This window comes from Pseudomonas gingeri (assembly GCF_013386165.1).
In the GTDB taxonomy this organism is placed as follows: Bacteria; Pseudomonadota; Gammaproteobacteria; order Pseudomonadales; family Pseudomonadaceae; genus Aquipseudomonas; species Aquipseudomonas gingeri_C.
Window position 1 is genome coordinate 743,282 of the sequence record NZ_JACAOS010000015.1, and the last position, 24,576, is coordinate 767,857.

The window sequence follows — 24,576 nt, forward strand, 5'->3', positions numbered from 1 at the left end:
GCACCGGCTTATACGGTGAATCGCTGGACCAGCACGTTCAGATCGCCGCCCAGGCGCGATAGCTCAAGACTTGCCGACGCCGTCCGTGCACTCGACTGCGCCGACTCGTCGGCAATATCACGGACCCGAACCAGGTTGCCGCTGATCTGTTCGCAGGCGCGGGTTTGCTGATCGGCAGCCGTGGCGATCTGTGAGTTCATCGACTGGATCAGCGACGCCGACTGGCGAATCTCACTGAGCACGCCGCCGGCTTCACGGGCCAGGGCCACACTGGACAGGCTCATGTCCTGGCTCTGGCGCATGATCTTCGTAGCCTCCTCGGTGCCGCCATGGAGGGCCTTGATCAGCCCTTCGATTTCCTCGGTGGAGCGCTGGGTACGCTGGGCCAACGCCCGGACCTCATCGGCCACCACCGCAAACCCTCGTCCCGCTTCACCGGCCCGCGCCGCTTCGATGGCGGCATTGAGGGCCAGTAGATTGGTCTGCTCCGCCACCTCGCGGATCACCCCGAAAACCCCGCCGATACGTTCACCGTCTTCACGCAGGCGCTCCATCGCCAGGGCCGAACGATCGACGTTGAGAACCAGGGCTTCAAAATGCTCAATCGCCTGGGTCACCACCCGATTGCCTTCGACACTGCGCCGCTCGGCCGCCTGGGCCGCCTCCGAGGCCTGCTGGGCATTGCGCGCGACATGCTGGGCGCTGTCGACCATCTCGCCCATGGCGCTGGCAACCTCTTCGGTCTGCTGACGCTGCTGCGAAACGCCGGCGCTGCTGTGGGCGGTGACCGTCGACAAACCCTCCGCAGCCTGGGTCAACTGACGGGTGCCAGCGCCGATGCTGCCGATCAACTGACGCAGATGCCCGGCCATTTCACGCATCGCCGCCATCATCTGCCCCAACTCGTCACGTCGGTGGCTTTCCAGGTTACCGGTCAGGTCGCCCGCGGCGATCTGCCGGGCCAGGGCCAGGGTCCGCTTGAGCGGCGGGACGATCTGCCGGGTCATGACCCAGGCCGACAGCAAGCCCAGCAACAGCGCCAGGAACCCCGCCGCCAGCAACTCACCACGGGCCATCCGCACATCGTGAGCACGCCCTTGCAGTTGCAGTTGGTAGACCGCCGCACTCAGGTGCTGCAAGTCCCCGGCCTGGCTCAGCATCGCCTGCTTGGCCTGCTGGCTCTTGAGCACGCTGTCGCGAAAATCCACGACCCGATCCTGATAGGTCACCGCCGCCTGCAACGCACTCAGCAGTGGTGTCTGCAAGGCGTCACCCGGCAATTGCCCATACAGGTCGTTGCCCTGCCGACGAATCTGGTCGGCTATCTGCGAAACGTGCACCTGCGCTTCAGGCTGGGGGTCGGCAATATACAGACGCACCTGATCGCGCAGCTGCGCCATCAGCCATTGCAACTCGACCACCGCCTGGGCTTGATCGATGGTGACAGCCGGATCGCTGCGCATCTGCTGGAAGAGCTGGGTACGCAAACGTGTCAGTTGTTCGGCGATATTCTCCATCACCGGCACCATGGCAACTTCTGCGGCATGGGCCTGGCGTCGGGCCGCGACGAACTCGGAAAAACTCTGCTGATAAGCCCGGGCCACCTCACGGATGCGTGTGAGGGTCGCCTGCGCGTCGGCTTCCAGGCTCATCTGCAGTTTGTCGACACCGGCATACAACGCCTGCATCTGCCCGGCATAGGCGTCGACCGCCGTGCTCTGTCCAGTGCGGTCGAACTCGTTTTCCTGCAAGCGCACGGCAGCGATCTGGGTGTCCAGCGAGACACTGTCCACCAGCGCTTCGCTGCGCATCGTCAGTTGCCCTATGCTGTACAAGGCAATTCCAGTCAGCAGCGCCGTGAGCAGCAACACGATGCCAAACCCCAGGGTCAACTTGCGACGTACCGAAGCACCTATCAACCAGTCGGCGACCATAAAGAACTCTCCTGTGAGGCCGCCAGCCGGCCGGGGCGATACGCAAAACGCCTTGAGGCACTTTGATATCGCTGGCATTCTAAATCGAACGATCCAAAACACAAGATCAAGATTTTTTCCAGCGGCTGTAATTTAAAGCCCCGTCGCGTCTCAACTGGGCGAAGTGCCATCACTTACGATTTCCCCTTTGTTCCCGTCACGAGAACGCCGTCGATGAAGCTGAACCAATTGATTCAAACCCTGCTGGGTTCCCGCCAACCGGCGCAGGTTTCACGCCCAGAGCAGGAATTGCTGTCGAGCCTGCTGGTGATGGCCTGGGTCGTGGAGGCGCGCGATCCCTATACCGGCGGGCACCTGTGGCGAGTGGCGCAGTTCTGCGAACTGCTGGCACAGAAAGCCGGTTTCGCCGCCGAAGAAGTGGCGCGGATCGCCCTGGGCGGTTTTGTCCATGACCTGGGCAAGGTCGGCATTCCCGACGCGGTGCTGCGCAAGGCCGGGCCCTTGAGCGACGAAGAGTACGCGGTGATCAAGACCCATCCCGACATCGGTTTTCGGCTGCTGCATGCCCACCCCCTGGCCGCGCTGGTGGAGGACGCCGTGCGCCTGCACCACGAGATGCCGGATGGCCGGGGTTATCCCCTGGGGCTCAAGGCCGGCGAGATCCCGCACCTGGCGAGCATCGTCGGTATCTGCGACGCCTTTGACGCCATGACCAGCACCCGCCCCTATCGCGCGGGCATGCCCCAGGCGCAGGCGTTGCAGATCATCGGCAAGAACCTCGGGACCCAGTTCGATGCACACTTTGGCGAGTTGTTTATCCAACTGGGAGAGTCGGGTGTGTTGAGCCCGATCATCGGCCATACCGACCAAGGCATCCCCCTGCGCCACTGCGGCATGTGTGGACCGACGGTGATCCTGAAACGTGCTCACCGCGCGGGCGACCATGTGTTCTGCGGTAATTGCGGTGCCGATTATCTATTGCAACAGAAAACGCCAGGCAGCCCATTGGAACTGCAGGCCACCGGCGCCACCGGCAACGCGAAGGATCTCAGCCCCGAGGCCGACGTCGAGTTGATCGAGCGCCTGGCAAAACACCAGTTCGCCGAGGCCCTGTAGATACCGTCCTGTCCGTTGGAACGATGGCGAAGCTTGCATCGTCATCGTTCCAGCGGCCCGTCTTCAGGCCTGCGGTCCCTTGGACGTCTGGCCAAAGAGGATTTTCTTGCCCTCTTCGGTACTCGTCGCACGTCGCGAATACGGCTCGCCCTGGGCGTAGGCGCGCGCCGTTGCCGGGCGTTGCTCGATGGCGCGAAGCCAGCGGCTCAGGTCGGGGAAGTCCTCAATGTTCTGCTGCTGGCGCTGCCACGGCACCACCCAGGGATAACAGGCCATGTCGGCGATCGAATAGTGCTGGCCTGCAATAAATTCACGCCCTTGCAAGCGGCGATCGAGCACACCGTAGAGGCGATTGGTTTCGTTGACATAACGGTTGATGGCGTAGGGCAGTTTTTCTGGCGCATACAGCCCGAAATGGTGGTTCTGCCCGGCCATCGGCCCCAACCCGCCCATTTGCCAGAACAGCCACTCGGTCACGGTCTTGCGGCCGCGAACATCGGCCGGCAGGAACTGCCCGGTCTTTTCCGCCAGATACAGCAAGATCGCACCCGACTCGAACACAGTGATCGGCTCGCCACCATCGGCGGGCGCGGTGTCGATGATCGCCGGCATCCGGTTGTTGGGCGAAAACGCCAGGAACTCCGGTTTGAACTGGTCGCCAGCACCGATATCCACAGGATGGATACGGTACTCAAGACCGGCCTCCTCCAGGAACATTGTGATCTTGTGGCCGTTTGGCGTAGCCCAGTAGTAGAGCTCAATCATCCGATTTCCCTCATCAAGACAGACTATTTCAATAACACGAAGACCGGTCGCACCAGCCCTTCCAGCAATTCCCGTTCAGGCCTTGAGCGGGCCAGCACCCGCAGCCCCATCAACACTCCCAGGCACAGGCGCGCCAGATCATCCGCCGGCTGCGCCGTGGTGATACTGCCCTGGACCTGGCCGGCGCTGATACAGCGCAGGAAAAAGCTTTCCATACCCTCCTGAACGGTTGCCAACAGCGCCTTGAACTCCGGATCGTGGGGCGCCACCTCAAGGGCCGCGTTGACGATAAAACAGCCCTTGTGCTCAGGGTCGCCCAGCGACAGTTCGATGATTTCGTTGAAGAACGTCAGGATGGCTTCGCGGGGCGGCAACTGCTGTTCCAGACGGGCGGAACGCTCGCAGAAGCCGCGCTTGATGTAATGATCGAGGGCCAGGCCGAAAAGTGCGCGCTTGTCACCGAAGGCGTTGTACAGGCTGGCCCCGGTGATCCCCATGGCCAACGCCAGGTCCCGCACGGAAGTGGCCGCGTAGCCACGGGACCAGAAGCAGCGGATCGCTGCCTCCACTGCCACGGCCTCATCAAATTCTCTTGGTCGCGCCATAACTCACACATGCATTCAAATTGAAGTGGCGGCGATATTCGTTGATACAAACGACGATTGCCACACACCAAGGCTTGGCCTATTTTATAACACTCGATCAAAAACATCAGCCAGGACCTTTTGACATGATCCGCTTCTTTTTCCATCCGACACCCAATCCGGCCAAAGTCGCCCTGTTTCTTGAAGAGGCGGCATTGCCCTATGAGCTGGTTCCGGTCGACACCAGCAAGGGCGAACAACACAGCCCGGAGTTCCTGGCGATCAACCCCAATGGCAAGGTTCCGGCGATCCTTGATACCGAAGGGCCGAACGGCCGAGAAGTCCGGGTGTTCGACTCGAACGCGATCCTGCTGTACTTGAGTGAAAAGACCGGCTTGCTCGGCGGGGAGCCCGGCGATCGGGGTGAGCTGCTGTCGTGGATGATGTTTATCGCCAGCGGCCTGGGACCATTTTCCGGGCAGGCGGTGCACTTCCAGCACTCGGCCCCGGAAAGCCTTCCCTACGCCATCAACCGCTATCGCCGTGAAGCCGAGCGGCACTACCGGGTACTGGACCGGCATCTGGCGGCGCGCAGCTATATCGTCGGGGACAGCTATTCGATTGCCGATATCTCGGCCTGGGGCTGGATCGACCGGGCGTCCCGCGTGCTGAAAGGCGAAGAATCACCGTTGGCCGCCTATCCCCACTTGTCGGCCTGGTTCCAGCGTATCGACGCCCGGCCGGCCGTGGCCCGGGCCCGTCAGGTCGGCAAGAGCCATGCCTTCAAGCAGGTCAACGACGAGCAAACCCGTCGCGCACTGTTCCCCTCGAACTATCCCGACACCACGGTTTGATGGAGATGCCGGTATAATCGGGTCTTTTTCCTCAAAGGCACCCGGCTCGTGGCAAACAAAAGGTACAGCTGCATTGGTTTGTATAACCCCAAGTCACCGGAGAACGTCGGTTCGGTGATGCGTGCGGCTGGCTGTTACGGCGTGGCTTCGGTGTTCTACACCGGCAAGCGCTACGAGCGGGCGCGGGACTTCGTGACCGATACCAAGAAAGTCCACCAGGACATTCCGCTGATCGGTATCGACGACCTGAAGAAAATCCTGCCACTGGGCTGCGTGCCGGTGGCCGTCGAACTGGTGGAGGGCGCGCGTTCGTTGCCCGAATACACCCATCCGGACCGGGCGCTGTATATCTTCGGCCCGGAAGACGGCTCGCTGGACAAGGACATCCGCGACTGGTGCGAGGACGTGGTGTATATCCCGACCACCGGCTGCATGAACCTCGCGGCGACGGTCAACGTGGTGCTTTACGACCGCCTGGCCAAGGGCAACAACACAAGGTCCGGTCCGAAGTTCTAGATTCAGCCAGCGCGGAAAATCAGATGATCTTCCCAGTCATCCTCGGGCACGCTGCCTTCGGCGAGCATGCGCCCGGACTGGGAAATCCGCTCGTGGTGCACCGCGTCGCGGTCACCGCAAACCAGATGGTGCCAAAGCGGCAGGTCCTTGCCCTCACTCACCAGGCGATAACCGCAGGTCGGTGGCAACCACTTGAACTGGTCAGCCTTGCCCGGTGTGAGCTGGATGCAATCGGGCACCGAGTCGCGACGCTTGGCGTAGTCGGTGCACTGGCAGGTTTTCAGGTCCAGGAGCTTGCAGGCAATGCGGGTGTAATAGACGCTGTTGTCGTCTTCGTCCTCGAGCTTTTGCAGACAGCACAGGCCGCAACCGTCGCACAGCGACTCCCACTCCTCCTGATCGAGGTGCTCAAGGGTCTTGCGTATCCAGAAGGGTTCGACTTTCGCGGCCATGGTTCAGACATCTGCATCGGGGAGTGAAAAGGCCGCCAGTCTAGTGCGCCAAGCCGTTGCGGCCAAGCGCCGGCGACTGTCGGTTGAACAAGACTTGTCAGGCTGCCTGCGGAGCAGTAGCTTTCTCGCTAATTTCCCCAGTCAGGACTGCGCCATGAGCACCAACCCACGCGTCGCCGATCACCCGATCGATCCCCAGTTCACCCAGCGCTGGTCGCCGCGCGCCTTTACTGGCGAGAGCATCCCGGAGCAAACCCTGCTGAGCTTTTTCGAAGCCGCCCGCTGGGCGCCTTCGGCCTATAACTCGCAACCTTGGCGCTTTCTCTACGCCCGTCGCGACACACCGAACTGGGAGCGCTTCCTCGGCCTGTTGAACGAATTCAACCGTGGTTGGGCGCAGCACGCCTCGGCCCTGGTGATCGTGATTTCGAAAACCACCTTCACAGCCCCCGGCTCCAGCGAAGAAACCCCGGCCTTGTGGCACACCTTCGACACCGGTTCAGCCTGGGGCCACCTGGCGCTGCAAGCCAGCAACAGCGGCTGGCACAGCCACGGCATGGCCGGCTTCGACCAGGAACTGACCCGCAGCGAGCTGAAAATTCCAGAAGGTTATGCACTGCATGCGGCCGTGGCCATCGGCAAGCTGGGCGACAAGGCGAGCCTGCCGGATTACCTGCAGGCCCGTGAAACCCCAAGCCCACGCCAGCCGCTGAGCGCGCTGGTGGCTGAGGGTGATTTCAGCCTGTAACCACACGCGTCTGTGGGATTGCACGCCTGTAGGAGCCGGCTTGCTGGCGATGCGGGTAACGCGGTGCTCCTGGTGCACCGCGTTATCGTTCATCGCCAGCAAGCCGGCTCCTACAGGTCATCTACCACCCATCAATAGCCGCGCTCGAAATCCACTTCCCCGCGCAGCGCTTCCCCGGCCTGATAGGCCCGCAGGTTCTCCACAAACAAGCGCACCATCATCGCCGGCGACGTCGGCGCCGAACTGTGGCCGGTCAACAACAGCCCCCAGGCCGTCCAGAACGGATGACGCTGTGGCAAAGGCTCCTGCCGGCAGACATCGATCACCGCCCCCGCCAGATGCCCCTCCTTCAAGGCCTCCACCAGATCCGCATCGACCACCGCGACGCCGCGCCCGACGTTGATAAACAAGCCGGTCGGCTTGAAGCGCTTGAACAGCGCCGCATCGTACAGGTCATGGGTATTGGGTGTGTTGGGCAACAGGTTGATCACGTAGTCCACTTTGCCAACCCACTCACCCAGGGCGTTGAGCGCCGCCACCTCGATAAACGGCGCTTGCTCGCGCGCGCTGCTGGCAATGCCGTACAACTCGACACCGAAGGGTTGCAGAAACTGCGCAACGCTCTGGCCGATATCGCCGGCCCCAACAATCAGCACCTTGCGCCCCGCCAGGCTCTGACTCATGCGATTGTCCCACTTGCGCTCGACCTGGCTGACCAGGCGGGCGAGGACTTCGCGCTCATGTCCCAGCATGTAGGTCAGCACATATTCGGCCATCACCTGGCCAAAAATGCCCACCGCACGAGTCAGGCGGTAGCTGCGTGGCAAGCTCTCGGCCAGCAGCGGCGTGATGCCCGCCCAGGTCGATTGCAGCCACTGGGGAGTGTGCCCCTGACGCAGCAGGGTCGCCATCAGATCCGGCTGCCCCAGCCAGACCGGGCAGTCGACCGCCAGGGTCGACAGCGTGGCCGAATCGCCACTGGTCATGACTTCAAGTTCCGGGGCCATCTGCTGCAACAGGCGGGTGTAGAGGGCGTGGTCGTGTTCGGCAATCAGAACGCGCATGGTTCAAACCTTTCAAAAACAGTGCAGGCAGCCGCCGACGGAGTTCGCTCCATCGTCATCGGCCACTGCCAGAAAATACAGTCCATTTGAATCGAGCGCTGCGGACCGAGCACTCAGAGAGAGCCGTCACATCGGATCATTGCGCCGCAACAGCTCTTCGGGCAGATGTTCGATGTACTCGTCTTCGGCCGGTGGCATCTGCAGGTGATAACCCTGCTTGTCGAGGTTCTCCAACACCTGGTGGATATCTTCGCGCGACAAGGTGCGCTCGGGGCTCAGGACCAGGTCAAAGGCATGGTGCGGTTTACCGAAGGCCAGCAGCAGATTCTCCGGAACGCGCTCCAGAGCATCGCTCTTGAGCACGTAGAGGTACATTTCGTTGCGGCGTGGGCTTCTGTAGATGGAGCAAATACGTTTCAAGGCTGTTCTCCGGCAGTGGCCAGGCTGTCGAGCAGCGCCTGGCCCATCAACTCGCGGCGCCAGCCACGCAGCGAATCGGGCAATTGATAAGGTCCAGCGGGGAAGCCGCTCTTGATCAGCGCTTCCAGGGTTTTCTTGCGCAACATCAACTCCGGCGCAACGTCCAGGCGTTCGGCTTCAGCCTGGCCGAGGGCCCGCAGGCGCTTGACCAGCCCCGAGGCTTCGATCGGCAACGGCTCGGCCACCGCCGGCGGCCATTGGTCCATCGGCGCACTGCCGGCCTGTTTGATCAGCGCCAGCAGGAACTCGCCGTCCTGGCGCACGGTACGCGGGTGCATGTCCTCGATGCGCGCCAGTGCCACCAGGTTGTCCGGCTGGCTCTTGGCCAATGGCCACAAGGAGTGCTCACGCACTATCCGGTTACGCGGCAGATCGCGGGCCCGGGCTTCACGTTCACGCCAGGCACACAGCTCACGCAGCACAACCAATTGCGCACGGGATAACTTCCAGGCCAGCTTCGCTTCGCGATAGACCTCGTAGGGGTCGACCTCGCGACGCAGGTTGGCCACCAGTTCCGCGCCGTCTTCCAGGACCCAGGCGTACTTGTCGTCCGACAGCTTCGGGCGCAGGCGGGTGTAGACCTCGGCCAGGTGCACGGCGTCTTCGGCGGCGTAGCTGACCTGGGTTTCAGACAGCGGACGCTGCAACCAGTCCGAACGGGTCTCGCCCTTGGGCAGTTCGATACCGAGGACTTCCTGCACCAGGCGCGAATAACCCATGGAGAAACCCAGGTTCAGATAGGCGGCCGCGAGCTGGGTGTCGAACAGCGGCACCGGCAGGCCGCCGGTCAGCCGTAACAGGACTTCGAGGTCTTCGCTGCAAGCGTGCACGACCTTGACCACGGCCGGGTCTTCGAGCAACGCAGCTAGAGGCTGCCACTGATCGATGGTCAGGGGATCGATCAGGTAGGCGCGTTCGCCATCACCGATCTGGATCAGGCCGGCAATCGGATAAAAGGTGTCGACCCGCATGAATTCGGTGTCGAGGGCAACAAAGGGTAGTTGTTGCCATTGGGCGCAATGCCGACCGAGGCTATCGTTGTCGCGAATCCAGTGAATATCGATGGCCACACGGCTCTCCCTTGAAGAATGGCACGCAGTATATCTCGCCACCGAGGTTTGCGAGCATTCACTCTGCAGGTGCGTAAGCGAAAGAGCCTACTGAACGACAAGAATAGTCCGACTCAGCAAGTTGACATGTTCTGCACCGGATCAACCGTTCTTGCGCAGCACGTAGAGACGACGCATGGCATAACCCGGAAAAAAATCGCGGTGGCCGATGATGTCGAAACCGGCCTCGCGGAACTCCCCTTCGACCTGCGCCTTGCTCAACAGGACCCGCTGCGAATGCTGCCCGGACGCAAGAGCCTGGCGCCGTTGATGCCAGGCCATGACCTTGCAATCCATCCACAACGAGAGAATCACGGTGTCGCGGCTGACCCGATGGAATTCACGCAGCATCGCCAGCCGGTGCTGACTGTCGTCGACATGCTGGAACAACTGCATACAGAAAATGCAGTCCACCGCATTCTCCGGCAAGCCGATGGCAAACACCGAACTCTGAAAGCTCCTGACGCGACCCAGCACCGCCTCAGCATGATGAACCGCGCAGTGGTCGAGCATCTCTTGAGAAGGATCGGCCGCGAGGATCACCCGATTGCCACGCTCGGCCAGCACCGGCCAGAAACGCCCGACGCCACAGGGCAGATCGAGGACCAGGCCGGGCTCGCCGGCCAGCTTCAGCGCTTGGCGCAGCCATTGTTTTTCACGGGCCAGCACCAGGCGCCGGGCCAGGTTGTCTGGGCGCTGCGCCAGGCAAGCCTGGATATGCTCGCGCGCGTACTGGCGGGCAAATTCAAGCTCTACGGTTGAAGGCGATTGCGCAGACATGACTCACGAACTCTTGAGGGATGAACCTGTACCGGATTGATCGAACACAGGGTATCGGTTTGAAGGGCTACCGAGCGCTAAAAACATCCACTCGGCAACCGTCTGAACCTTAGTCAGGCACACATCAATATTTCGTGAAAAATTCCCGGCCTGGTTGTTCAATAAGTTACCAATCGACCCTTCAGGCCTGCTGCAAATACCAGCGCCAGTCCTGCTCGCCGACCTCCCCCATGAACTGCCGGTATTCGGCGCGTTTGACCGCCAGGTAGACCCCAAGAAACTCGCGGCCAAACGCCTCCCGCGCCCAGGCGGAATCTTCCAGGGCTCGTAGAGTGGTCAGCCAGTCGGTGGGCAGACGTTTACCGGCCTGGGCGTAGCCATTGCCTTCGACCGGCGCACCGGGATCAAGGCGTTCACGAATCCCGCGGTGAATCCCCGCGAGAATGGCGGCCGCTGCCAGATAGGGGTTGGCATCGGCGCCGCAGATCCGATGCTCGATATGCCGTGAAAAGGCCGGGCCGCCCGGTACCCGCAGGCTCACGGTGCGGTTGTCGACACCCCAGGTCGCCGCCAGCGGGGCATAACTGTTGCTCTGGAAACGCCGGTAGGAATTGGCATTCGGGCAGAACATCAGCAACCCATCGAGCAGGGTCGCGAGCATGCCGCCCAGCGCGTGTTTGAGCAGCGGCGTACCGTCACTGGCCTCGCTGGCGAACAGGTTGTTGCCCACCTCATCCGCCAGGCTGACATGCATATGCATGCCGGTGCCGGCCAGGTCGTCGAACGGCTTGGCCATGAAGCAGGCAATCATCCCGTGCTTGTGCGCCACGCCCTTGACCAGGCGCTTGTAGCGCACCGCTTCATCCATCGCCTGCAAGGCATCGGCGCGGTGCTCCAGGGTAATCTCGACCTGGCCCGGGGCGTATTCGGAGATTGCCGTGCGTGCGGGAATGCCCTGGAGCCTGCAGGCGCTGTAGAGGTCGGCAAGGAACGGCTCGATCTGCTCCAGCTCACGCAGACCGTAGACCTGGGTCGTGCTCGGACGTCCACCATCGGTGTCGCGGGCCGGCTGCGGTCGACCGTGACTGTCACGTTTCTGGTCGAGCAGATAGAACTCCAACTCCGCCGCCATCACCGGGTAGTAGCCGTCGGCCTGAAGCGCCTCGATCACCTTGGCCAGCAGATGCCGCGGATCGGCCACCGTCGCCGGCAGCCCTTCGCTGGGGTGCATGCTGACCTGCACCGCCGCCGTCGGGATCAGCCGCCAGGGCATACGCTGCAAGCTGCCGCTCAGGGGATAGGCACGGCAATCGATATCCCCCACGTCCCAGACCAGGCCGGAGTTTTCCACATCGTCGCCATTGATGGTCAGGCCGAGAATGGTGCTGGGCAGCGGACGACCGCTGGCATAGACCGCCAGCAACTCGTCACGGTGCAGCAACTTGCCGCGGGGGATGCCGTTATTGTCGAGGATGAACAGCTCGAACATCTCGATATCGGGGTTGTGCTCAAGAAAGCTCAGGGCTTCTTCGGTGCAGGCAAAGGCTGGGCAGGCAACACTCATGGGATTCTCGTCTTCCGCGTCGGGCAGGCGCGCACGCGCCCACCGGTTCAATCCCCACGACCAAGGCAGGCCGATGGTGATCAATGAAAAAACTCAACGGGGAAAACCAACATCCGGCGGGCGCGCGTGACGGCAATGCCATAGCGCCCAGAACGCCAACTCGGAAGGCAAGGCCACCAGGCGCGGAGCGACACGCAACAGCGGATGGCGACGCGAGCGGACGTACGGTGCCGAAGCCCCCGTCCCTGCTGCGTAGCGAATCTCGCCGAGCCAATCGTCCATATGCCTGTCGCGACAAACCTGAGACCGGCAGCCTCACACGTGCGTCCAGGTGATTAAATTCAGTTTTGAAGAAGCTTGCATGCGCAATGACTAAACATTGCGCCACTGCCCCGCCAGCGCCGCAAAGGCCTGGCAGGCGGCGCTGCGCCAGGCACCCTTGCGGCTGAGCAGGGCCACCGTACGCTGCGGCAATGCCGGCGTCAGCGCCAACGCGGCCAGCCCCGACTGTTCGACGGCAATGGCCGCGGGCAGGATCGTCGCCAACTGACCGCGACGGACCAGTTCGACAATTGCACTGATGGAATTGGCCTCGATGGCGATGCGCGGCACGATGCCGTGCTGGCGGCAGTAAAGGTCGATGTGCTGGCGCGTGGCGAAATCCTGGCTGAGCAGAACCAGTGATTGCTGTTCCAGATCGCGGGCACCGAGGGCTTTGCCAGCGGCCTGTGGATGGATCGCGCCGACCATCAGGCTCAAGGTTTCGCTGAAGAGCGCCTCACCCTGGATATCCGCCAGGTGCATCCCGGTAAAGGCAATGCCGATATCCAGTCGATCCTCGGCCAACGCGGCCTCGAGGCGATCCTGGGTCATTTCCTCGACACTCAGGGTGATGCCCGGGTAGAGGCTGTTGAAGCGATGCAACAACGGCGCGATGAGGTAGGCGGTGAAGGTCGGTGTCATGGCCAAGCGCAGGCTACCGCGACTCAGGTCCTGCACATCGTGCATCGCCCGCTTGCCCGCCTCCAGGTCCTGCAGGGCCAAACGGGCAAAGCGCACATAGGCCTCGCCGGCATCGGTCAGGCGGATGCTGCGGCCCGAACGGTCGAACAGCGCCGCCCCGAGACTGTCCTCCAGTTGCCTGATCTGCTGGGACAGCGTCGGCTGGGAGACATGCAAGGCCTCGGCGGCCCGGGTGAAGTTGCGATGGTCGGCGACAGCCAGCAGATAACGGATATGGCGCAGCAGCATCGGACACTCAACTATAGGCAAGGCTTATGGTTTTGATAATAAGCCAGTCTTGGACGCTATACCTTAAAACTTCCATCCTTGCCCCATCAGCCACCCGCAAGGAGAAGCCCCATGCAAGCCATCATCGACGGATTCCTGAAGTTCCAACGCGAAGCCTTTCCGACCCGCAGTGCCCTGTTCAAACAACTGGCAACCACCCAGAACCCCGGCACCCTGTTCGTCACCTGCTCGGACAGCCGGGTGGTGCCGGAACTGCTGACCCAGCAAGAACCGGGCGACCTGTTCGTGATCCGCAATGCCGGCAATATCGTGCCCTCCTACGGCCCGGAGCCGGGCGGCGTCTCGGCCACGGTGGAGTACGCGGTGGCGGTGCTCGGGGTGCGCGATATCGTGATCTGCGGCCACTCCGATTGTGGTGCGATGACCGCCATTTCCACCTGCAAGTGTCTTGACCATCTACCGGCCGTCGCCAACTGGCTGCGCCACGCCGAGTCGGCCAAGGTCATCAACGCCGCTCGCAGCCATGTCTCGGCCGAGGCGCGACTGGACGCCCTGGTTCGGGAAAACGTCATCGCCCAATTGGCTAACCTCAAGACTCACCCATCGGTCGCCCTGGCGCTGGAACAAGGTCGACTGAACCTGCACGGCTGGGTGTACGACATCGAGAGCGGCTCCATCGCGGCCCTCGACGGCGGCACCGGTCGTTTTGTCTCACTTGCCGAACAGCCGCAAGCCTGCGCGCTGTCGACACAACCGCCACAAGTTGCCTGATCTGAATCCTACTAACGAAAACGAGGAAATCACCATGTTGCAATCCCAATTCGCACAAGCTCCACGCCTGGCCCTGGCCGACACCATCATCGACGCCAAGCAGCGCCTGAACCTGTCCTGGCAGGACCTGACCGACGGCACCGGACTGAGCCTGGCCTTTGTCACCGCCGCCCTGCTCGGCCAGCACCCATTGCCGGCCAGCGCCGCCAACGTGGTGTGTGAAAAACTCGGCCTGGACGAGGACGCCAGCCGCCTGCTGCAGAGCGTGCCGTTGCGCGGCAGCATCGGCAACGGTGTGCCGACCGACCCGACCATCTATCGTTTCTACGAAATGATCCAGGTCTACGGCAGCACTTTGAAAGCGCTGGTCCACGAACAGTTCGGCGACGGCATCATCAGTGCCATCAACTTCAAGCTGGACATCAAGAAGGTTGAAGATCCGGAAGGCGGTTCGCGTGCGGTCATCACCCTGGATGGCAAATACCTGCCGACCAAGCCGTTCTGATTTTCGGATACAGCGCTATCTTGCGGTCAACACAACCCCTGTAGGTGCAGCCGGTCGAAGCTCGATTGCTCGCAATGGCGATGCAAGCCGCACTGTCGCCATCGCGAGCAAGCTCGCTCCTACAGGGGTTCTATGGTGTCTGTAGATTCCGGGTCAGAGCGCAACCTTGGCGTAGGACTCGCGATCCAGATCCACCACTTCCACCGACAGTTGCACTTCGATACCTTCCGGCCAGTCGCCGAGATCCTTCAATCCCGCCAGCAGGCTTTCGGAAAGTTGTTTCTTGATCTGTGCCGAGCGCCCGCTCAACAGCGCCAGCTTCACATGCACGAAGCCGCGCTCGCCCAACCCCGTCCCCACACGAAACGCCCCCAGCTCCGTAGCCCGGCTCTTGATATCGAACTCGGCGCCGAACTGACCGGACGCCACCAACCCATGGTTGATGCGCAGCAACGCCTTGTCGGCGTCGAATTCAGTCAGGTTGGGGGTGTACTCCAGGAAAACGTGAGGCATTGACGGGCTCCAAAACAGCGAAATGGGAAGGCACACAGGTATAGCACGCAGCCTTCGGGAAAGATCGTGAAACGATAGCGCATTGGCGCGCCGCTGGCTTCTGGACCAAATACAGAGAGGTCAAGGTAAAAAAAACGGCGTAGACACTTTGAAAATCGTATCCGAACTACTACACTCGAAACCAACACACACCCTGGTCACTACCGATGCGTTTGACGATTGGCTACGGCGACTGAGGGATCCCATTGCCAAGGCACGCATCCTCTCCCGATTGATCTCGGCGCAGTTTGGTGCGCTGGGGGATACGCGGCTAATCGCCGACGGTGTGAGCGAGATGCGTATTCATACAGGCCCCGGCTATCGCGTCTATTTTGCGCGCCGGGACGAGATTCTGATTTTGCTGCTGTGCGCGGGTGACAAGTCATCGCAAAAACGTGACATCAAGCATGCCAGGCTGATCCTGAGCGAGATAGAACAAGGTGATCGAACATGACCACGCTGAAGCCCTTTGAAGCCAGCGACTACCTGAGCGACGAGGCAACCATTGCCGAACTGCTGAATGTCGCCCTGAAAGACAAGAATCCCGACGTATTTCTCGCGGCGCTGGCCGCCGTCGCCAAGGCCCGCGGCATGACCCGGGTTGCCCGTGACTCCGGCATGGGCCGCGAGAGTCTCTACAAGGCCCTGGCTCCCGGCGCCAAGCCACGCTACGACACGCTGCTGAAACTGATTGAGGCCCTGGGTGTGGAACTGGTGGTGCAATCTTCCGAGCCCACCAGCGCCAACTCCCGCCTGCCAGTGGAACCCGGCACCGCCGCCGTCAAGGCGCCAAGGGCTGTCGATCACTCATGAAATGCTCAAGCCGTGAGCGCAACCAACGCTCCGCCGGGTCGGTATCGACAAGCCCGAGCCAGACCATCGACAGGTCCAGGTTCGGCACCTTGAACGGCAACGGCTCATCAAACAGCAGCCCCGAAGCCGCCATGGCCCTGGCCGTATAATCCGGCAGGCTGGCGACCAGATCCGTGCCCGCCAACAAAGCCGGCAAGGCGCTGTATTGCGGCACCGAGAGCACCACATGGCGCTTGCGACCGATTTCCGCCAGCCACTCGTCAGCCAGGCTGCTGATATTGGCGGTGTGGGAAACCAGTACATGCGGCCGCGCGCAGTATTCGTCGAGGGTCAAGTGCGTCGGCGAAGCGTCGGCGCGCAGGATCATCGGCTGGATATGGCGCAGCAACTTGCGCTTGGCATTGGCCGGCAAGCCGCGAGTCTGGCTGATACCCACGGTAATATCACCGGAGGCCAGCAGATCGGGAATGCGCCAGTAGTCGACATGCTGGACCACGATCACCACATTCGGCGCTTCCTGGCGCAAGGCCCGCAGCAGCGTCGGCAACAAGCCGAACTCGACATCGTCCGACAGGCCGATGCGAAAGGTCATGGTGCTGCTGGTCGGGTCGAAGTCGTGGGTCAGGCTCAAGGCATTCGACAGCGAATCCAGCGCCGGCGACAGGTGCTGGATGATCTCCTCGGCCCGTGCAGTGGGCTCCATGCGGTGTCCGACACGGATAAACAGCGGATCATTGAACATTGCCCGCAGGCGATTAAGCGCCGAACTGATGGTCGGCTGGCCGAGGAACAGCTTCTCCGCCACCCGCGTCACATTGCGTTCGAGCATCAGTGTTTCGAACACCACCATCAGGTTGATGTCGGCCTTGCGCAATTCGTTGCGGTTCATCTGTGGCCTCCGGTACCCAAAACGCTTTCAGTGTAGAAAGGCGCTGCCCCTGAAGTCTATGCGGACGCCGGGTTGTCGATGAAATATTGGCAGATAAGCCGGCCATCGCGCAGGCATTGCTCGGCAGCGGGTCGACCGGTGGCTTCGGAAAAAAATGCGGCCAGGGCCCGGCACACACAAGGTTGATCGCGGACCGCACTGCCCAGGGGGCAGCTGTAATTACGCACCATGACGCCGTCTGCCTGGACCTGCGCCTCGGTGCTGGCCCCCAGCGAGTCCGCGGCGGCCATTGCCGAACGCAATCCGCTGGCGAAATCCGTCGGATCGCTCAGCCCGGACTCATGTGCCAGCCGGCGGCCCGTGCGCTCCAGCAGATCGCCCAGCAGCGGCTCACCCAATTGCTCCTGCATGACCCCAAGCAACCCGAGCAGAAAACTGCGATAGGCACTCGAAGACGTGTCTTCACTGCCGGCGCTGGCCTCGTAGACCGTCGCCGGTTTGCCCAGGGCTCCGCGCTGACGGACCTTGCTGCGCTGCACCAGACCTTCGGCTTCCAGCTGTTTGATCTGCACATTGATGGCATTGCGCGTCACGTCGAGACGCTCGCACAACTGCACCACCGTCAGCGGCTCGCGCTGCAGGAGGCTGAGAATGTCGTTCTTGGTGGTCACTGAACACTCAGGGTCGAAGGACGAAAAACCGATTATACCCCTCGCTTATGGATTCGGGTCTTAAAAAACAATAACGACAACCCGTATTGTCATTATTGTTTTTATGTTGCTAGACTTCTTCCCACCTACAACAACCTCGCAGGACCCGACCGTGAAATCCTTAGCCCTTCTCCGCTGCCTGACCCTGATTCCACTAGTGGCAGCCGCCAGTGCGGCCATGGCCGCCCAAAACGACAGCGCCCCGCCCCAGGTCGGCCCTGTCGAACACGTCGACGGCTTGAACAAAGTCTTCGGCCAGCATCCGGGGGCCCGCGCCATCCATGCCAAGGGCATCGTGCTCGAAGGCACTTTCACCCCGGCCTCCAGCGCCGCCACGGTCAGCAAGGCAGCACACTTGCAGCACGCCAGCGTGCCGGTCACCGTGCGTTTCTCGAACTTTGCCGGGATCCCGGACATCCCCGACAACCACCCGTTGGCCAATCCACGCGGCCTGGCGATCAAGTTCAAACTGCCGGACGGCACGGTCACCGATATCGTTGCCCATTCGTTCAATGGTTTTCCGGCGCCGAACGCCGATGAGTTTCACAACCTGATCGTGGCCCTGGGCGCGAGTGGTCCGGGCGCGGCCAAACCGACCGCGCTGGACACTTACCTGGGCAACCATCCGGTGGCGAAGAACTTCCTGACCCAGCAGAAAACCGCACCAGTGAGCTACGCGACCCTGCCTTACTACGGCGTGAACACCTTCAAGTTCACCAATGCCGACGGCAAGGTGTCCTATGGGCGCTATCAGTTCCTGCCGCTCAGCGGCGAGCACCTGCTCAAGGCTGTCGACGCGGAGAAAGCCGCACCGGACTACCTGAGCAACGAGATACGCCAACGGATCAAGCAGGCGCCGGCCCAGTTCAAGCTGCTGCTGCAAATCGCCGAGCCGGGTGACAAGCTCGACGACCCGTCCATTGCCTGGTCGGACAGCCACCGCACGGTGGAGCTGGGCACCCTGTCGATCAGCAGCGCCGTCGAGAACAGCGCGAGCGCGGAAAAAGCCTTGTTGTTCCAACCGAACGTACTGACCCCGGGCATCGAAGTGCAGGACCCGATGGTCAACGTACGCTCGGCCGCTTATGCGGTGTCCTTCGGTCGTCGCCAGCAGTGACTGCATCGCTAGACTTCAAGGTGCCATTGAAGGCGCCCCAACACACACAAGAGGTGAACACACCATGAGCACCAGCCTGATACCGGGTAACACCCTGATAACCGCGACTCCCGAAGAAGGTCGGCAACTGGCGATCAAGATGTCGCGCCTGGTCATCAAGACCACCCAGCCGGACGAAGCCGTGCGTAACCGACTGCGGGACGTGTATGCCAATGATGCGGCGATGCTGATTCAGATCGGCCAGGTGGTGGCGACCGAGTTTGCTGTGATTGCGGCGGCCAATCATTACTGGCGCTCGTGATCGGCGACGGATAGAGCAATCAAACCGGCCAATGCCGGAAACGAAAAAGCCCCTGAAATCTCGCGACTCCAGGGGCTTTTCTTCGATAGGCCTGAAGACAGGGTCGTCTCCATCAGGGCCTTGCTCACGCAAACCGTACGCCATGGAAGCCTTGCACTCCCACGGCGGACATTATTGCGGGTACTGTTTTTTAGAACGCCCAGCGTGCTTCGGCCGATGCGGTCTGGTTGTGGTAGTGCGTACGCTCCTCCAGGTCATAACGCACGGCCAGTTGCAGTTGGCCGTTGACCTTGTAGTTCAACTCGGTGCCACCGCGAGCCAGCCAACGCTGCGGGCTGGAGGCATAGGTGGTAAAGGCCGTTCCGGGTGCACCGGCAAAGCTGCTGGTCAGCGAGTCGCGAGTCGCCAGGAAGTCATAACCGACCCCCAACTTGCCACTCAAGGTCAGCTGTTGCGTGAAATCATGGGCCAGCTTGCCATCCACACCGAGAATGAATTGATCGGTGCTACGACTCTTGACCTGCAAATCCAAGTCATCGGCACCTTTCTCGTTGTAGGCCTCATCCTTGATCCATGTGTAGTCCGCCCGCACCGAAGGGGTGAAGCGAGTGGTCGGTGTCAGGCTGAAGGTACGATCCAGGGTGACGCCGGCGTGAGCGGTCCAGGAGTCGTAGTTGGACTTGGCTTGCACCCCGGCAAAGTCCAGGTCGCGCGTGCCGTCGTTGTGGTTCTGCCCGCCATCGAGTTGGAAACTCAGGTCGGTGGTGTCGTCCAGATGATAGGTGCCATAGCCCACCAACTGGTAGACGTCGGTGTTGAGTTGCTGCCGAGCCGTGTCGCCGGTGTTGTGAGTGTCCGCTTTGGCGTAGATGAAAGCGCTACCCAGTACCCAGCGATCATTCAGGCTGCCGTCAAGACCGAACGCCATGCCCCCCACGCTGGACTTGAACCCGGCGACACCACCGCTGCTGTCCTGGTCAGCCCAGGAGCCGAACGGTTTGATCCAGAGGTGCTGGTCCGTCAGGGCACTCTCGCCCGAAGACACCCCGCGAACCGAATCGCTGCGCGCCTGTACCACACCGTTGATGCTACTCAGTGCGGTTTTCGCCGCCGCCGTGGAAGCGCCGGTCATCAACGGCAAGGTTTCAGTCGCTGCCTGGGACACTTCGCCCTGGGTACTGAGCCCGATGAAATGGCTGGCCAACTGACCAGTTGGATTGCTGGCAATGATCTGGTCCAGAGCCGTAGCCGCGCCCTCGGCCGCCGTGTTGCCCAAGGCCTGGACACTGCCTCGGACGGTGTTGCTGCCATTGGATGCGGCGGCAATCACGTTCAAGTCGACGCTGCTACTGTTGTAGGTCGGCGTGAAGTCGAACAACAGGCTGTTGTCGGTGACATGGGCGAACTGCCCAGTGACCGTGCCGGTCGCGCTGATCACGTTGGCCAACTGATTGCCCGTGGCCAGGGTATTACCATTTTTGACATCAACGTTCAGGGTGCCGTCCAGATGGACGTTGCCATCAACGCTCAGCTTGCTGTACTGCGAGGAACTCAAGGCACTGACCTGCAAGGTGCCGCTGCTAACCTGGTTGAAGGCGTTACTCGTCGGCACTCAGGATCAGGTTGTCAGCCGCCGTGCTGGTGATGTGGTATTCGTCGGCGCCGGCACCGCTGCCAATAAAGTCCAGGTACTTGCTGGTGGGGCTGTAGTGATTGAAGGTCAGCGCCAGGCCGTTATCCGCGCAGACCCCGGCGATATACGGAATATCGTCGAGGTTGCGTGCCGTCAGGGTGAACACGAAGACCGCCCTGGGGTCGTTGCGGTAGTTCCTGATCTGCTTGGTCATGATGTCGGCCCCGCGCAGCTCGCGACTACGCTCGGGATTGCCCCACAGCGACACATGCACGCGGTAGTCGATTTCGGCACTCAAGCGCTTGATGCCATTGGTGAACACCACGCCGTGGGGTATATGCCGGTTGGCGATAAGCAACTTATTCTCGGCCAGGGACGGCTCGGCCCCACCGAAGTAGCCGTAGCGCACCCCACGGGCGGCCTCACCGGCAAAGAACGCCTCGATGCGCTGAAGATCCTTGACGTCCTTGTGCCCGAGGTAATCGTCACCCGAAAAGAACAGGCACCCTTCGCAGGCCAGGTTGCAGACCGAGGTGATGTCATACTGACTGGGGCGAAGCGGCAGCAGGTCCTGGCGCAGTAGCTTCCAGAACTCTGCGTCACCTAGCGAGCGGGCACCCAATTGCGGCCCACGAACAACGTCAAGGACGCCCATTCACGATGGCTCCGGCAGAAATTTACAGGTTGAGGGACTCTGCGGCCTATGCCCGGCGACACTCTGCGGTGTCTAGGCTGACCGGAGTCAAGATAATGGCTAAATGATGCTCTATTGGCATCATCATGCCAATTCCTTAGATAAGTATTTCAAGATATTTCATGTTCGTTTCCGCCAAACGGCTGAAAACGCTCAAGAAGCGACATTGAAATGACATTTTTCTTCCACAAAAACGCCAAAAAGCCGACGAAACGCCAATTAATCACGCCAAAGCGAAACAGCTAAGGCACCTGGCTACAAACTGGCGTACGGGCGAGCAGCTCTGGCCAGCGTTGCGCCCACTCGCTTTCGTGAGTCATGCCCGGCACCACGTAGCGGGTGACGCAGCGAGCACCGGAGGCCTCGACGAAACGCTGGGCAATGCTCGGCGGCACCACGCTGTCATCGGCACCGCTGAAATGGATTTGCGGGATGGACGCCACTTGCCGGGCAACATCGATGGCATTCAGTGACCCAGGCATCGGCGTCACGCGATGCAGCCGATTGACCTCGGCATGATCGAGGTTACCGGCCACCGTACGGATCGAGGCCACGTCATGGCGGCGGGCGGCGATCAACACGGCCACGGCCCCTCCCCCGGAATAGCCCACCAGATTCACCTGCTGGCCCTCGACTACGTAATGGCTCACCGCCTGATTCATGGCGACCACGACCTCTTCGGCAAAACGCTTGTCGGTCCAGTAGCGAACATCACAGTGGGGGTTATCAATGGCTGGCGTGAACTGGCAGGGGCGCGCCAGATAGACCACGTTGGCCGCCGGATCGCTCGCGGCCAACGCCAAGCCCAATGCCTTGTACGGCGTCGGGTCGGAGGACGGTTGGCTACTGGTTTGCCAAGCCCTGCCGTCGCCCTCGATATACAGATTTACCGGCAAGTCCGGACGGGTGATCCGATAGAAGCCGGTCAACAGGAAGCCGTCGGTCTTAATCAGCTCGCGCTGCAAATGTGCCGGTTGCGCCAGCTGATCGGCGTGGCGACTCGGATCACCTTGTTGTCCGGGAGCGGTGCAACCACCCAGTATCAGCGCCAGCATCATCAGCACGGCGCGTGGTTGGTTCATCTGCCCCCCAAATAAAATGACCGCCACGAAAAAGCCCCCGGAATCTCAACGATTACGGGGGCTTAGTCTACTTCAATAATGGCGGAGAGATAGACCGCCAAACTGGTGTCCGGCAATGTCCGGCAACGTACATGCACCCTAGATAATACAAGGGCTACAGCCTAGTATCCGTCCGTTAGCGTCCCGAGAGCATCCGCTGAATCCCACAGCTAATGGGGGAACAGATGGGGGAACAAACTCGTGGGCTCAACATTTTCTGGTGAGTGAATACACATGGGAAAACTAAATACAAAGCAGATCGAAAACCTGTCTGAACCAGGCACCTACGAGGACGGAGATGGGCTGCGCCTGGTGGTAAAGGCCAGCGGGAAGAAGTCTTGGGTCTTACGGTTTCAGCTGGCCGGAAAACGCCGGGAGATGGGATTGGGTGGATTCCCCGACGTGAAGCTGAAGGACGCACGTTCTGAAGCGGTGATTCAACGACAGCTCCTTCAAAAGAAGATCGACCCTCTCGCTGAGCGCGAGGCCACACGTTTGGCAGTGGCCAAAGCAGTGCTCACCGAGCAAGCCAAAGCCATCACCTTCAAATCCGTTGCCCTGGACTACATCGCGGCTCACCGCTCCGGCTGGAAAAACGCGAAGCACGCCCAACAATGGGAAAACACGTTAACGACCTACGCCTACCCCGTGCTGGAAAACTTAAGCGCCAAAGAGGTGACCACGGAGCACGTACTCAAAGTGCTCACCCCGATATGGCAGGTCAAGCCAGAAACGGCTTCTCGTGTCCGCAACAGAATGGAAATGGTGCTTGATGCCGCGAAGGTGAGGGGACTGCGAGAAGGCGAAAATCCAGCCCGGTGGCGTGGGCATCTCGACAAACTGCTGCCTCCGCGCTCCAAGGTTAAAACCGTGGTCCATCACCCGGCACTACCGTGGGTAGAGATGCCTGCGTTCATGAAAGAAATAAGTAAGCATGACGAGCTCAGCTACAAAGCCATGCAGATGACCATCTTGACCGCGTGCAGAACAAACGAGGTTCTTGGAGCGACCTGGGACGAATTCGATCTAGAGAAGGGAGTATGGAAAATACCGCCTCATCGGATGAAGGCTGCGAAGGAGCATCGCGTGCCATTGAGTCAAGCGGCTCTGGATCTACTCAATGGCTTAATCCGGATGCGTGGTAATTCCCACGTATTTCCGGGGGCCCGGGAAGGCAAGCATCTATCCAACATGTCGATGCTCATGGGGCTTCGCCGCATGGGCCGCACTGATTTAACCATGCACGGCTTTCGATCCACGTTTCGCGACTGGGCGGCGGAGTCGACTCAATATACAAGAGAGGTCTGTGAACTGGCTTTGGCACATGTGCGGCAAGACAAGGTCGAGGCGGCCTATTTTCGCGGAGACTTGTTTGAGAAGCGTCAGGCCATGATGTCGGATTGGGCCGCATTCGTGACTCAGCCTTCCGGTGTGTAAATTGCCCACTCCAAGCCATCTCCTGCATCGACAAACGATGCAGGAGATGTTGGTTCTATTTTTTTTCCCAAACGATGGTTCCGCGCCTCAAGAACCTCATATTATTTCTAGCTTCATACGATCACACTCAGCCTACACCCTGCCCCATCCGCACTGGCTGCCCCCACGGCGACAGACCTTCCATGCCATTGAACGACGCTACCCCTTCCCGCTCCGAGCCATCTCGGCGCTTCAGCGTCGCACCTATGATGGATTGGACGCAGTGCTCTTCCAATGCCCCGGCCAGCTTGGCTCACATGCTTCACCGTCTCTGTTTTGTAGCAATTTCTAAGCAAGCCTCAATTACTGCCTGACAGGGGCACTACCGGTACTATGCTTGTGTTTTTCTTTAACGGAGTCGACACCATGCCGGGTGATTATTCACTGTCGGATGTGCTGGAGAGGATGTACACCAACCAGCTGGCCCTGGAAGCTGCTTTGATGGAGCTGACACTGCATGTCGAACAGCGGGGCGCGTCAGAGGTGGGGGATAATGTCCGTGGGGCGCTGCAAACGATTGGTGAAAACGCTGGCCATATCAAACAGGGCTTGGCCAGGCTCAGGGGTTCAGAGCTTAGCTAGAGTTGAGTTATTTCCTAGCAAGTCTGCAACTGATTTTTGTAGAGCGTTTCAAAAATCTCAGTCCTCAGAGCTTGACCGCAATGAGCCAACCTCCTGCTCGGACCGAAACGATTTCTTAGTCAAGCAAGTATCGCCAACGTGGTCTATGGTCATTGTCAACTATAGTGAAAGCTAGTGAAGGTCACCGACGGCTAA

General features: G+C 60.9%; 28 protein-coding genes and 2 pseudogenes. 12 read left to right on the forward strand and 18 right to left on the reverse strand.

Annotated features, from left to right (window positions below; translation table 11 throughout):
* Positions 1 to 8: 8 nt before the first annotated feature.
* Both HX866_RS34805 and HX866_RS34810 read right to left on the reverse strand, forming a co-directional pair.
* Positions 9 to 890, reverse strand: coding sequence for a methyl-accepting chemotaxis protein (locus HX866_RS34805; protein WP_371319262.1), 882 nt, complete (start codon positions 888 to 890; stop codon positions 9 to 11).
* A pseudogene (locus HX866_RS34810) lies at positions 864 to 2,012 on the reverse strand (methyl-accepting chemotaxis protein); the annotation flags it as partial. The pseudogene HX866_RS34810 and the gene HX866_RS34805, both read right to left, overlap by 27 nt.
* Positions 2,013 to 2,147: 135 nt before the next feature.
* Here HX866_RS34810 and HX866_RS16050 point away from each other — a divergent pair.
* Positions 2,148 to 3,050: an HD-GYP domain-containing protein gene (locus HX866_RS16050; protein WP_177092686.1), complete on the forward strand. Its 903-nt coding sequence runs from the start codon at positions 2,148 to 2,150 to the stop codon at positions 3,048 to 3,050.
* Positions 3,051 to 3,113: 63 nt separating this feature from the next.
* On the opposite strand, the gene HX866_RS16055 is transcribed toward HX866_RS16050, so the two are convergent.
* Both HX866_RS16055 and HX866_RS16060 read right to left on the reverse strand, forming a co-directional pair.
* Complete coding sequence (locus HX866_RS16055) at positions 3,114 to 3,815, reverse strand: glutathione binding-like protein (protein WP_177092687.1); 702 nt, start codon at positions 3,813 to 3,815, stop codon at positions 3,114 to 3,116.
* Between the two features lie 23 nt (positions 3,816 to 3,838).
* On the reverse strand, positions 3,839 to 4,420 hold the full coding sequence (locus HX866_RS16060; RefSeq protein WP_177100043.1) for a TetR/AcrR family transcriptional regulator: 582 nt from the start codon (positions 4,418 to 4,420) through the stop codon (positions 3,839 to 3,841).
* A 125-nt stretch (positions 4,421 to 4,545) separates the two neighbouring features.
* Between HX866_RS16060 and HX866_RS16065 the strand changes: the two genes are divergently transcribed.
* Positions 4,546 to 5,253 carry a glutathione S-transferase family protein gene (locus HX866_RS16065; protein WP_177092689.1) on the forward strand — a complete coding sequence of 236 codons (708 nt, stop codon included), beginning with the start codon at positions 4,546 to 4,548 and terminating at the stop codon, positions 5,251 to 5,253.
* A gap of 48 nt (positions 5,254 to 5,301) precedes the next feature.
* A complete protein-coding gene (locus HX866_RS16070; RefSeq protein ID WP_007926908.1) occupies positions 5,302 to 5,769 on the forward strand; it encodes an RNA methyltransferase in 468 nt (155 codons plus the stop codon).
* 2 nt (positions 5,770 to 5,771) lie between these two features.
* Here HX866_RS16070 and HX866_RS16075 read toward each other — a convergent pair whose 3' ends face one another.
* Positions 5,772 to 6,221, reverse strand: coding sequence for a YcgN family cysteine cluster protein (locus tag HX866_RS16075; RefSeq protein ID WP_177092690.1), 450 nt, complete (start codon positions 6,219 to 6,221; stop codon positions 5,772 to 5,774).
* Positions 6,222 to 6,375: 154 nt separating this feature from the next.
* Between HX866_RS16075 and HX866_RS16080 the strand changes: the two genes are divergently transcribed.
* Positions 6,376 to 6,969 carry a nitroreductase family protein gene (locus tag HX866_RS16080; RefSeq protein WP_177092691.1) on the forward strand — a complete coding sequence of 198 codons (594 nt, stop codon included), beginning with the start codon at positions 6,376 to 6,378 and terminating at the stop codon, positions 6,967 to 6,969.
* A gap of 131 nt (positions 6,970 to 7,100) precedes the next feature.
* On the opposite strand, the gene HX866_RS16085 is transcribed toward HX866_RS16080, so the two are convergent.
* The 7 genes from HX866_RS16085 to cynR all read right to left on the reverse strand — a co-directional run bounded on the left by HX866_RS16085 (position 7,101) and on the right by cynR (position 13,217).
* Entirely contained in the window at positions 7,101 to 8,033 is a 933-nt protein-coding gene (locus tag HX866_RS16085) for a D-2-hydroxyacid dehydrogenase (RefSeq protein ID WP_177140091.1), read from the reverse strand.
* Positions 8,034 to 8,159: 126 nt separating this feature from the next.
* A complete protein-coding gene (locus tag HX866_RS16090; RefSeq protein WP_177092693.1) occupies positions 8,160 to 8,453 on the reverse strand; it encodes a YcgL domain-containing protein in 294 nt (97 codons plus the stop codon).
* Positions 8,450 to 9,583, reverse strand: a complete 1,134-nt coding sequence (gene rnd / locus HX866_RS16095; protein WP_177092694.1) for a ribonuclease D — start codon at positions 9,581 to 9,583, stop codon at positions 8,450 to 8,452. The genes HX866_RS16090 and rnd overlap by 4 nt, the downstream gene beginning before the upstream one ends.
* A 141-nt stretch (positions 9,584 to 9,724) precedes the next feature.
* A complete protein-coding gene (locus HX866_RS16100; RefSeq protein ID WP_177092695.1) occupies positions 9,725 to 10,402 on the reverse strand; it encodes a class I SAM-dependent methyltransferase in 678 nt (225 codons plus the stop codon).
* A 181-nt stretch (positions 10,403 to 10,583) separates the two neighbouring features.
* Positions 10,584 to 11,966 carry a glutamine synthetase family protein gene (locus tag HX866_RS16105; protein WP_177140092.1) on the reverse strand — a complete coding sequence of 461 codons (1,383 nt, stop codon included), beginning with the start codon at positions 11,964 to 11,966 and terminating at the stop codon, positions 10,584 to 10,586.
* A gap of 93 nt (positions 11,967 to 12,059) precedes the next feature.
* Positions 12,060 to 12,248: a hypothetical protein gene (locus tag HX866_RS16110; RefSeq protein ID WP_177140093.1), complete on the reverse strand. Its 189-nt coding sequence runs from the start codon at positions 12,246 to 12,248 to the stop codon at positions 12,060 to 12,062.
* Between the two features lie 90 nt (positions 12,249 to 12,338).
* The gene (gene cynR / locus HX866_RS16115) at positions 12,339 to 13,217 is read right to left on the reverse strand and encodes a transcriptional regulator CynR (protein WP_177124911.1); all 879 of its coding nucleotides are present in this window, start codon (positions 13,215 to 13,217) and stop codon (positions 12,339 to 12,341) included.
* 111 nt (positions 13,218 to 13,328) lie between these two features.
* Between cynR and HX866_RS16120 the strand changes: the two genes are divergently transcribed.
* Positions 13,329 to 13,988: a carbonic anhydrase gene (locus HX866_RS16120; protein ID WP_177140094.1), complete on the forward strand. Its 660-nt coding sequence runs from the start codon at positions 13,329 to 13,331 to the stop codon at positions 13,986 to 13,988.
* A 34-nt stretch (positions 13,989 to 14,022) separates the two neighbouring features.
* Positions 14,023 to 14,493: a cyanase gene (gene cynS / locus HX866_RS16125; protein ID WP_177092700.1), complete on the forward strand. Its 471-nt coding sequence runs from the start codon at positions 14,023 to 14,025 to the stop codon at positions 14,491 to 14,493.
* A gap of 153 nt (positions 14,494 to 14,646) precedes the next feature.
* Here the strand turns inward: cynS and HX866_RS16130 are convergent, their stop codons facing one another.
* Complete coding sequence (locus HX866_RS16130; RefSeq protein ID WP_177092701.1) at positions 14,647 to 15,006, reverse strand: 5-carboxymethyl-2-hydroxymuconate Delta-isomerase; 360 nt, start codon at positions 15,004 to 15,006, stop codon at positions 14,647 to 14,649.
* Between the two features lie 193 nt (positions 15,007 to 15,199).
* Between HX866_RS16130 and HX866_RS16135 the strand changes: the two genes are divergently transcribed.
* Positions 15,200 to 15,499, forward strand: a complete 300-nt coding sequence (locus HX866_RS16135) for a type II toxin-antitoxin system RelE/ParE family toxin (protein WP_177140108.1) — start codon at positions 15,200 to 15,202, stop codon at positions 15,497 to 15,499.
* Positions 15,496 to 15,768: pseudogene (locus HX866_RS16140) on the forward strand (addiction module antidote protein); the annotation flags it as partial. The gene HX866_RS16135 and the pseudogene HX866_RS16140, both read left to right, overlap by 4 nt.
* Before the next feature lie 58 nt (positions 15,769 to 15,826).
* On the opposite strand, the gene HX866_RS16145 reads toward HX866_RS16140, so the two are convergent.
* The gene (locus HX866_RS16145; protein ID WP_177092703.1) at positions 15,827 to 16,747 is read right to left on the reverse strand and encodes a LysR family transcriptional regulator; all 921 of its coding nucleotides are present in this window, start codon (positions 16,745 to 16,747) and stop codon (positions 15,827 to 15,829) included.
* Between the two features lie 56 nt (positions 16,748 to 16,803).
* Complete coding sequence (locus HX866_RS16150) at positions 16,804 to 17,418, reverse strand: helix-turn-helix transcriptional regulator (protein ID WP_177092704.1); 615 nt, start codon at positions 17,416 to 17,418, stop codon at positions 16,804 to 16,806.
* Positions 17,419 to 17,569: 151 nt separating this feature from the next.
* Between HX866_RS16150 and HX866_RS16155 the strand changes: the two genes are divergently transcribed.
* Positions 17,570 to 18,574, forward strand: coding sequence for a catalase family peroxidase (locus HX866_RS16155; protein ID WP_371319256.1), 1,005 nt, complete (start codon positions 17,570 to 17,572; stop codon positions 18,572 to 18,574).
* 64 nt (positions 18,575 to 18,638) lie between these two features.
* The gene (locus HX866_RS16160) at positions 18,639 to 18,875 is read left to right on the forward strand and encodes a hexameric tyrosine-coordinated heme protein (protein ID WP_177092706.1); all 237 of its coding nucleotides are present in this window, start codon (positions 18,639 to 18,641) and stop codon (positions 18,873 to 18,875) included.
* Between the two features lie 190 nt (positions 18,876 to 19,065).
* Here HX866_RS16160 and HX866_RS16165 read toward each other — a convergent pair whose 3' ends face one another.
* The 3 genes from HX866_RS16165 to HX866_RS16175 form a co-directional block, all read right to left on the reverse strand.
* Entirely contained in the window at positions 19,066 to 20,487 is a 1,422-nt protein-coding gene (locus HX866_RS16165) for an autotransporter outer membrane beta-barrel domain-containing protein (protein WP_177140095.1), read from the reverse strand.
* The gene (locus HX866_RS16170) at positions 20,474 to 21,163 is read right to left on the reverse strand and encodes a radical SAM protein (protein ID WP_177140096.1); all 690 of its coding nucleotides are present in this window, start codon (positions 21,161 to 21,163) and stop codon (positions 20,474 to 20,476) included. The genes HX866_RS16165 and HX866_RS16170 overlap by 14 nt, the downstream gene beginning before the upstream one ends.
* 281 nt (positions 21,164 to 21,444) lie before the next feature.
* Positions 21,445 to 22,284 carry an alpha/beta hydrolase family protein gene (locus HX866_RS16175; protein WP_218179701.1) on the reverse strand — a complete coding sequence of 280 codons (840 nt, stop codon included), beginning with the start codon at positions 22,282 to 22,284 and terminating at the stop codon, positions 21,445 to 21,447.
* 273 nt (positions 22,285 to 22,557) lie between these two features.
* Here HX866_RS16175 and HX866_RS16180 point away from each other — a divergent pair, with 273 nt between their 5' ends.
* Together HX866_RS16180 and HX866_RS16185 are read left to right on the forward strand one after the other, a co-directional pair.
* A complete protein-coding gene (locus HX866_RS16180) occupies positions 22,558 to 23,760 on the forward strand; it encodes a tyrosine-type recombinase/integrase (RefSeq protein WP_177092711.1) in 1,203 nt (400 codons plus the stop codon).
* A 405-nt stretch (positions 23,761 to 24,165) separates the two neighbouring features.
* Entirely contained in the window at positions 24,166 to 24,381 is a 216-nt protein-coding gene (locus HX866_RS16185; RefSeq protein ID WP_177092712.1) for a hypothetical protein, read from the forward strand.
* Positions 24,382 to 24,576 lie beyond the last annotated feature (195 nt).

What these genes read in the sequence shown, in the direction of transcription:
- HX866_RS34805 (WP_371319262.1), bottom strand. Translation starts at nt 890, where the DNA reads ATGGCGGCGATGCGTGAAATGGCCGGGCATCTGCGTCAGTTGATCGGC.
- HX866_RS16050 (WP_177092686.1), top strand. Translation starts at nt 2,148, where the DNA reads ATGAAGCTGAACCAATTGATTCAAACCCTGCTGGGTTCCCGCCAACCG.
- HX866_RS16055 (WP_177092687.1), bottom strand. Translation starts at nt 3,815, where the DNA reads ATGATTGAGCTCTACTACTGGGCTACGCCAAACGGCCACAAGATCACA.
- HX866_RS16060 (WP_177100043.1), bottom strand. Translation starts at nt 4,420, where the DNA reads ATGGCGCGACCAAGAGAATTTGATGAGGCCGTGGCAGTGGAGGCAGCG.
- HX866_RS16065 (WP_177092689.1), top strand. Translation starts at nt 4,546, where the DNA reads ATGATCCGCTTCTTTTTCCATCCGACACCCAATCCGGCCAAAGTCGCC.
- HX866_RS16075 (WP_177092690.1), bottom strand. Translation starts at nt 6,221, where the DNA reads ATGGCCGCGAAAGTCGAACCCTTCTGGATACGCAAGACCCTTGAGCAC.
- HX866_RS16080 (WP_177092691.1), top strand. Translation starts at nt 6,376, where the DNA reads ATGAGCACCAACCCACGCGTCGCCGATCACCCGATCGATCCCCAGTTC.
- HX866_RS16085 (WP_177140091.1), bottom strand. Translation starts at nt 8,033, where the DNA reads ATGCGCGTTCTGATTGCCGAACACGACCACGCCCTCTACACCCGCCTG.
- HX866_RS16100 (WP_177092695.1), bottom strand. Translation starts at nt 10,402, where the DNA reads ATGTCTGCGCAATCGCCTTCAACCGTAGAGCTTGAATTTGCCCGCCAG.
- HX866_RS16105 (WP_177140092.1), bottom strand. Translation starts at nt 11,966, where the DNA reads ATGAGTGTTGCCTGCCCAGCCTTTGCCTGCACCGAAGAAGCCCTGAGC.
- HX866_RS16110 (WP_177140093.1), bottom strand. Translation starts at nt 12,248, where the DNA reads ATGGACGATTGGCTCGGCGAGATTCGCTACGCAGCAGGGACGGGGGCT.
- cynR (WP_177124911.1), bottom strand. Translation starts at nt 13,217, where the DNA reads ATGCTGCTGCGCCATATCCGTTATCTGCTGGCTGTCGCCGACCATCGC.
- HX866_RS16120 (WP_177140094.1), top strand. Translation starts at nt 13,329, where the DNA reads ATGCAAGCCATCATCGACGGATTCCTGAAGTTCCAACGCGAAGCCTTT.
- cynS (WP_177092700.1), top strand. Translation starts at nt 14,023, where the DNA reads ATGTTGCAATCCCAATTCGCACAAGCTCCACGCCTGGCCCTGGCCGAC.
- HX866_RS16130 (WP_177092701.1), bottom strand. Translation starts at nt 15,006, where the DNA reads ATGCCTCACGTTTTCCTGGAGTACACCCCCAACCTGACTGAATTCGAC.
- HX866_RS16145 (WP_177092703.1), bottom strand. Translation starts at nt 16,747, where the DNA reads ATGAACCGCAACGAATTGCGCAAGGCCGACATCAACCTGATGGTGGTG.
- HX866_RS16160 (WP_177092706.1), top strand. Translation starts at nt 18,639, where the DNA reads ATGAGCACCAGCCTGATACCGGGTAACACCCTGATAACCGCGACTCCC.
- HX866_RS16170 (WP_177140096.1), bottom strand. Translation starts at nt 21,163, where the DNA reads ATGGGCGTCCTTGACGTTGTTCGTGGGCCGCAATTGGGTGCCCGCTCG.
- HX866_RS16175 (WP_218179701.1), bottom strand. Translation starts at nt 22,284, where the DNA reads ATGAACCAACCACGCGCCGTGCTGATGATGCTGGCGCTGATACTGGGT.
- HX866_RS16180 (WP_177092711.1), top strand. Translation starts at nt 22,558, where the DNA reads ATGGGAAAACTAAATACAAAGCAGATCGAAAACCTGTCTGAACCAGGC.
- HX866_RS16185 (WP_177092712.1), top strand. Translation starts at nt 24,166, where the DNA reads ATGCCGGGTGATTATTCACTGTCGGATGTGCTGGAGAGGATGTACACC.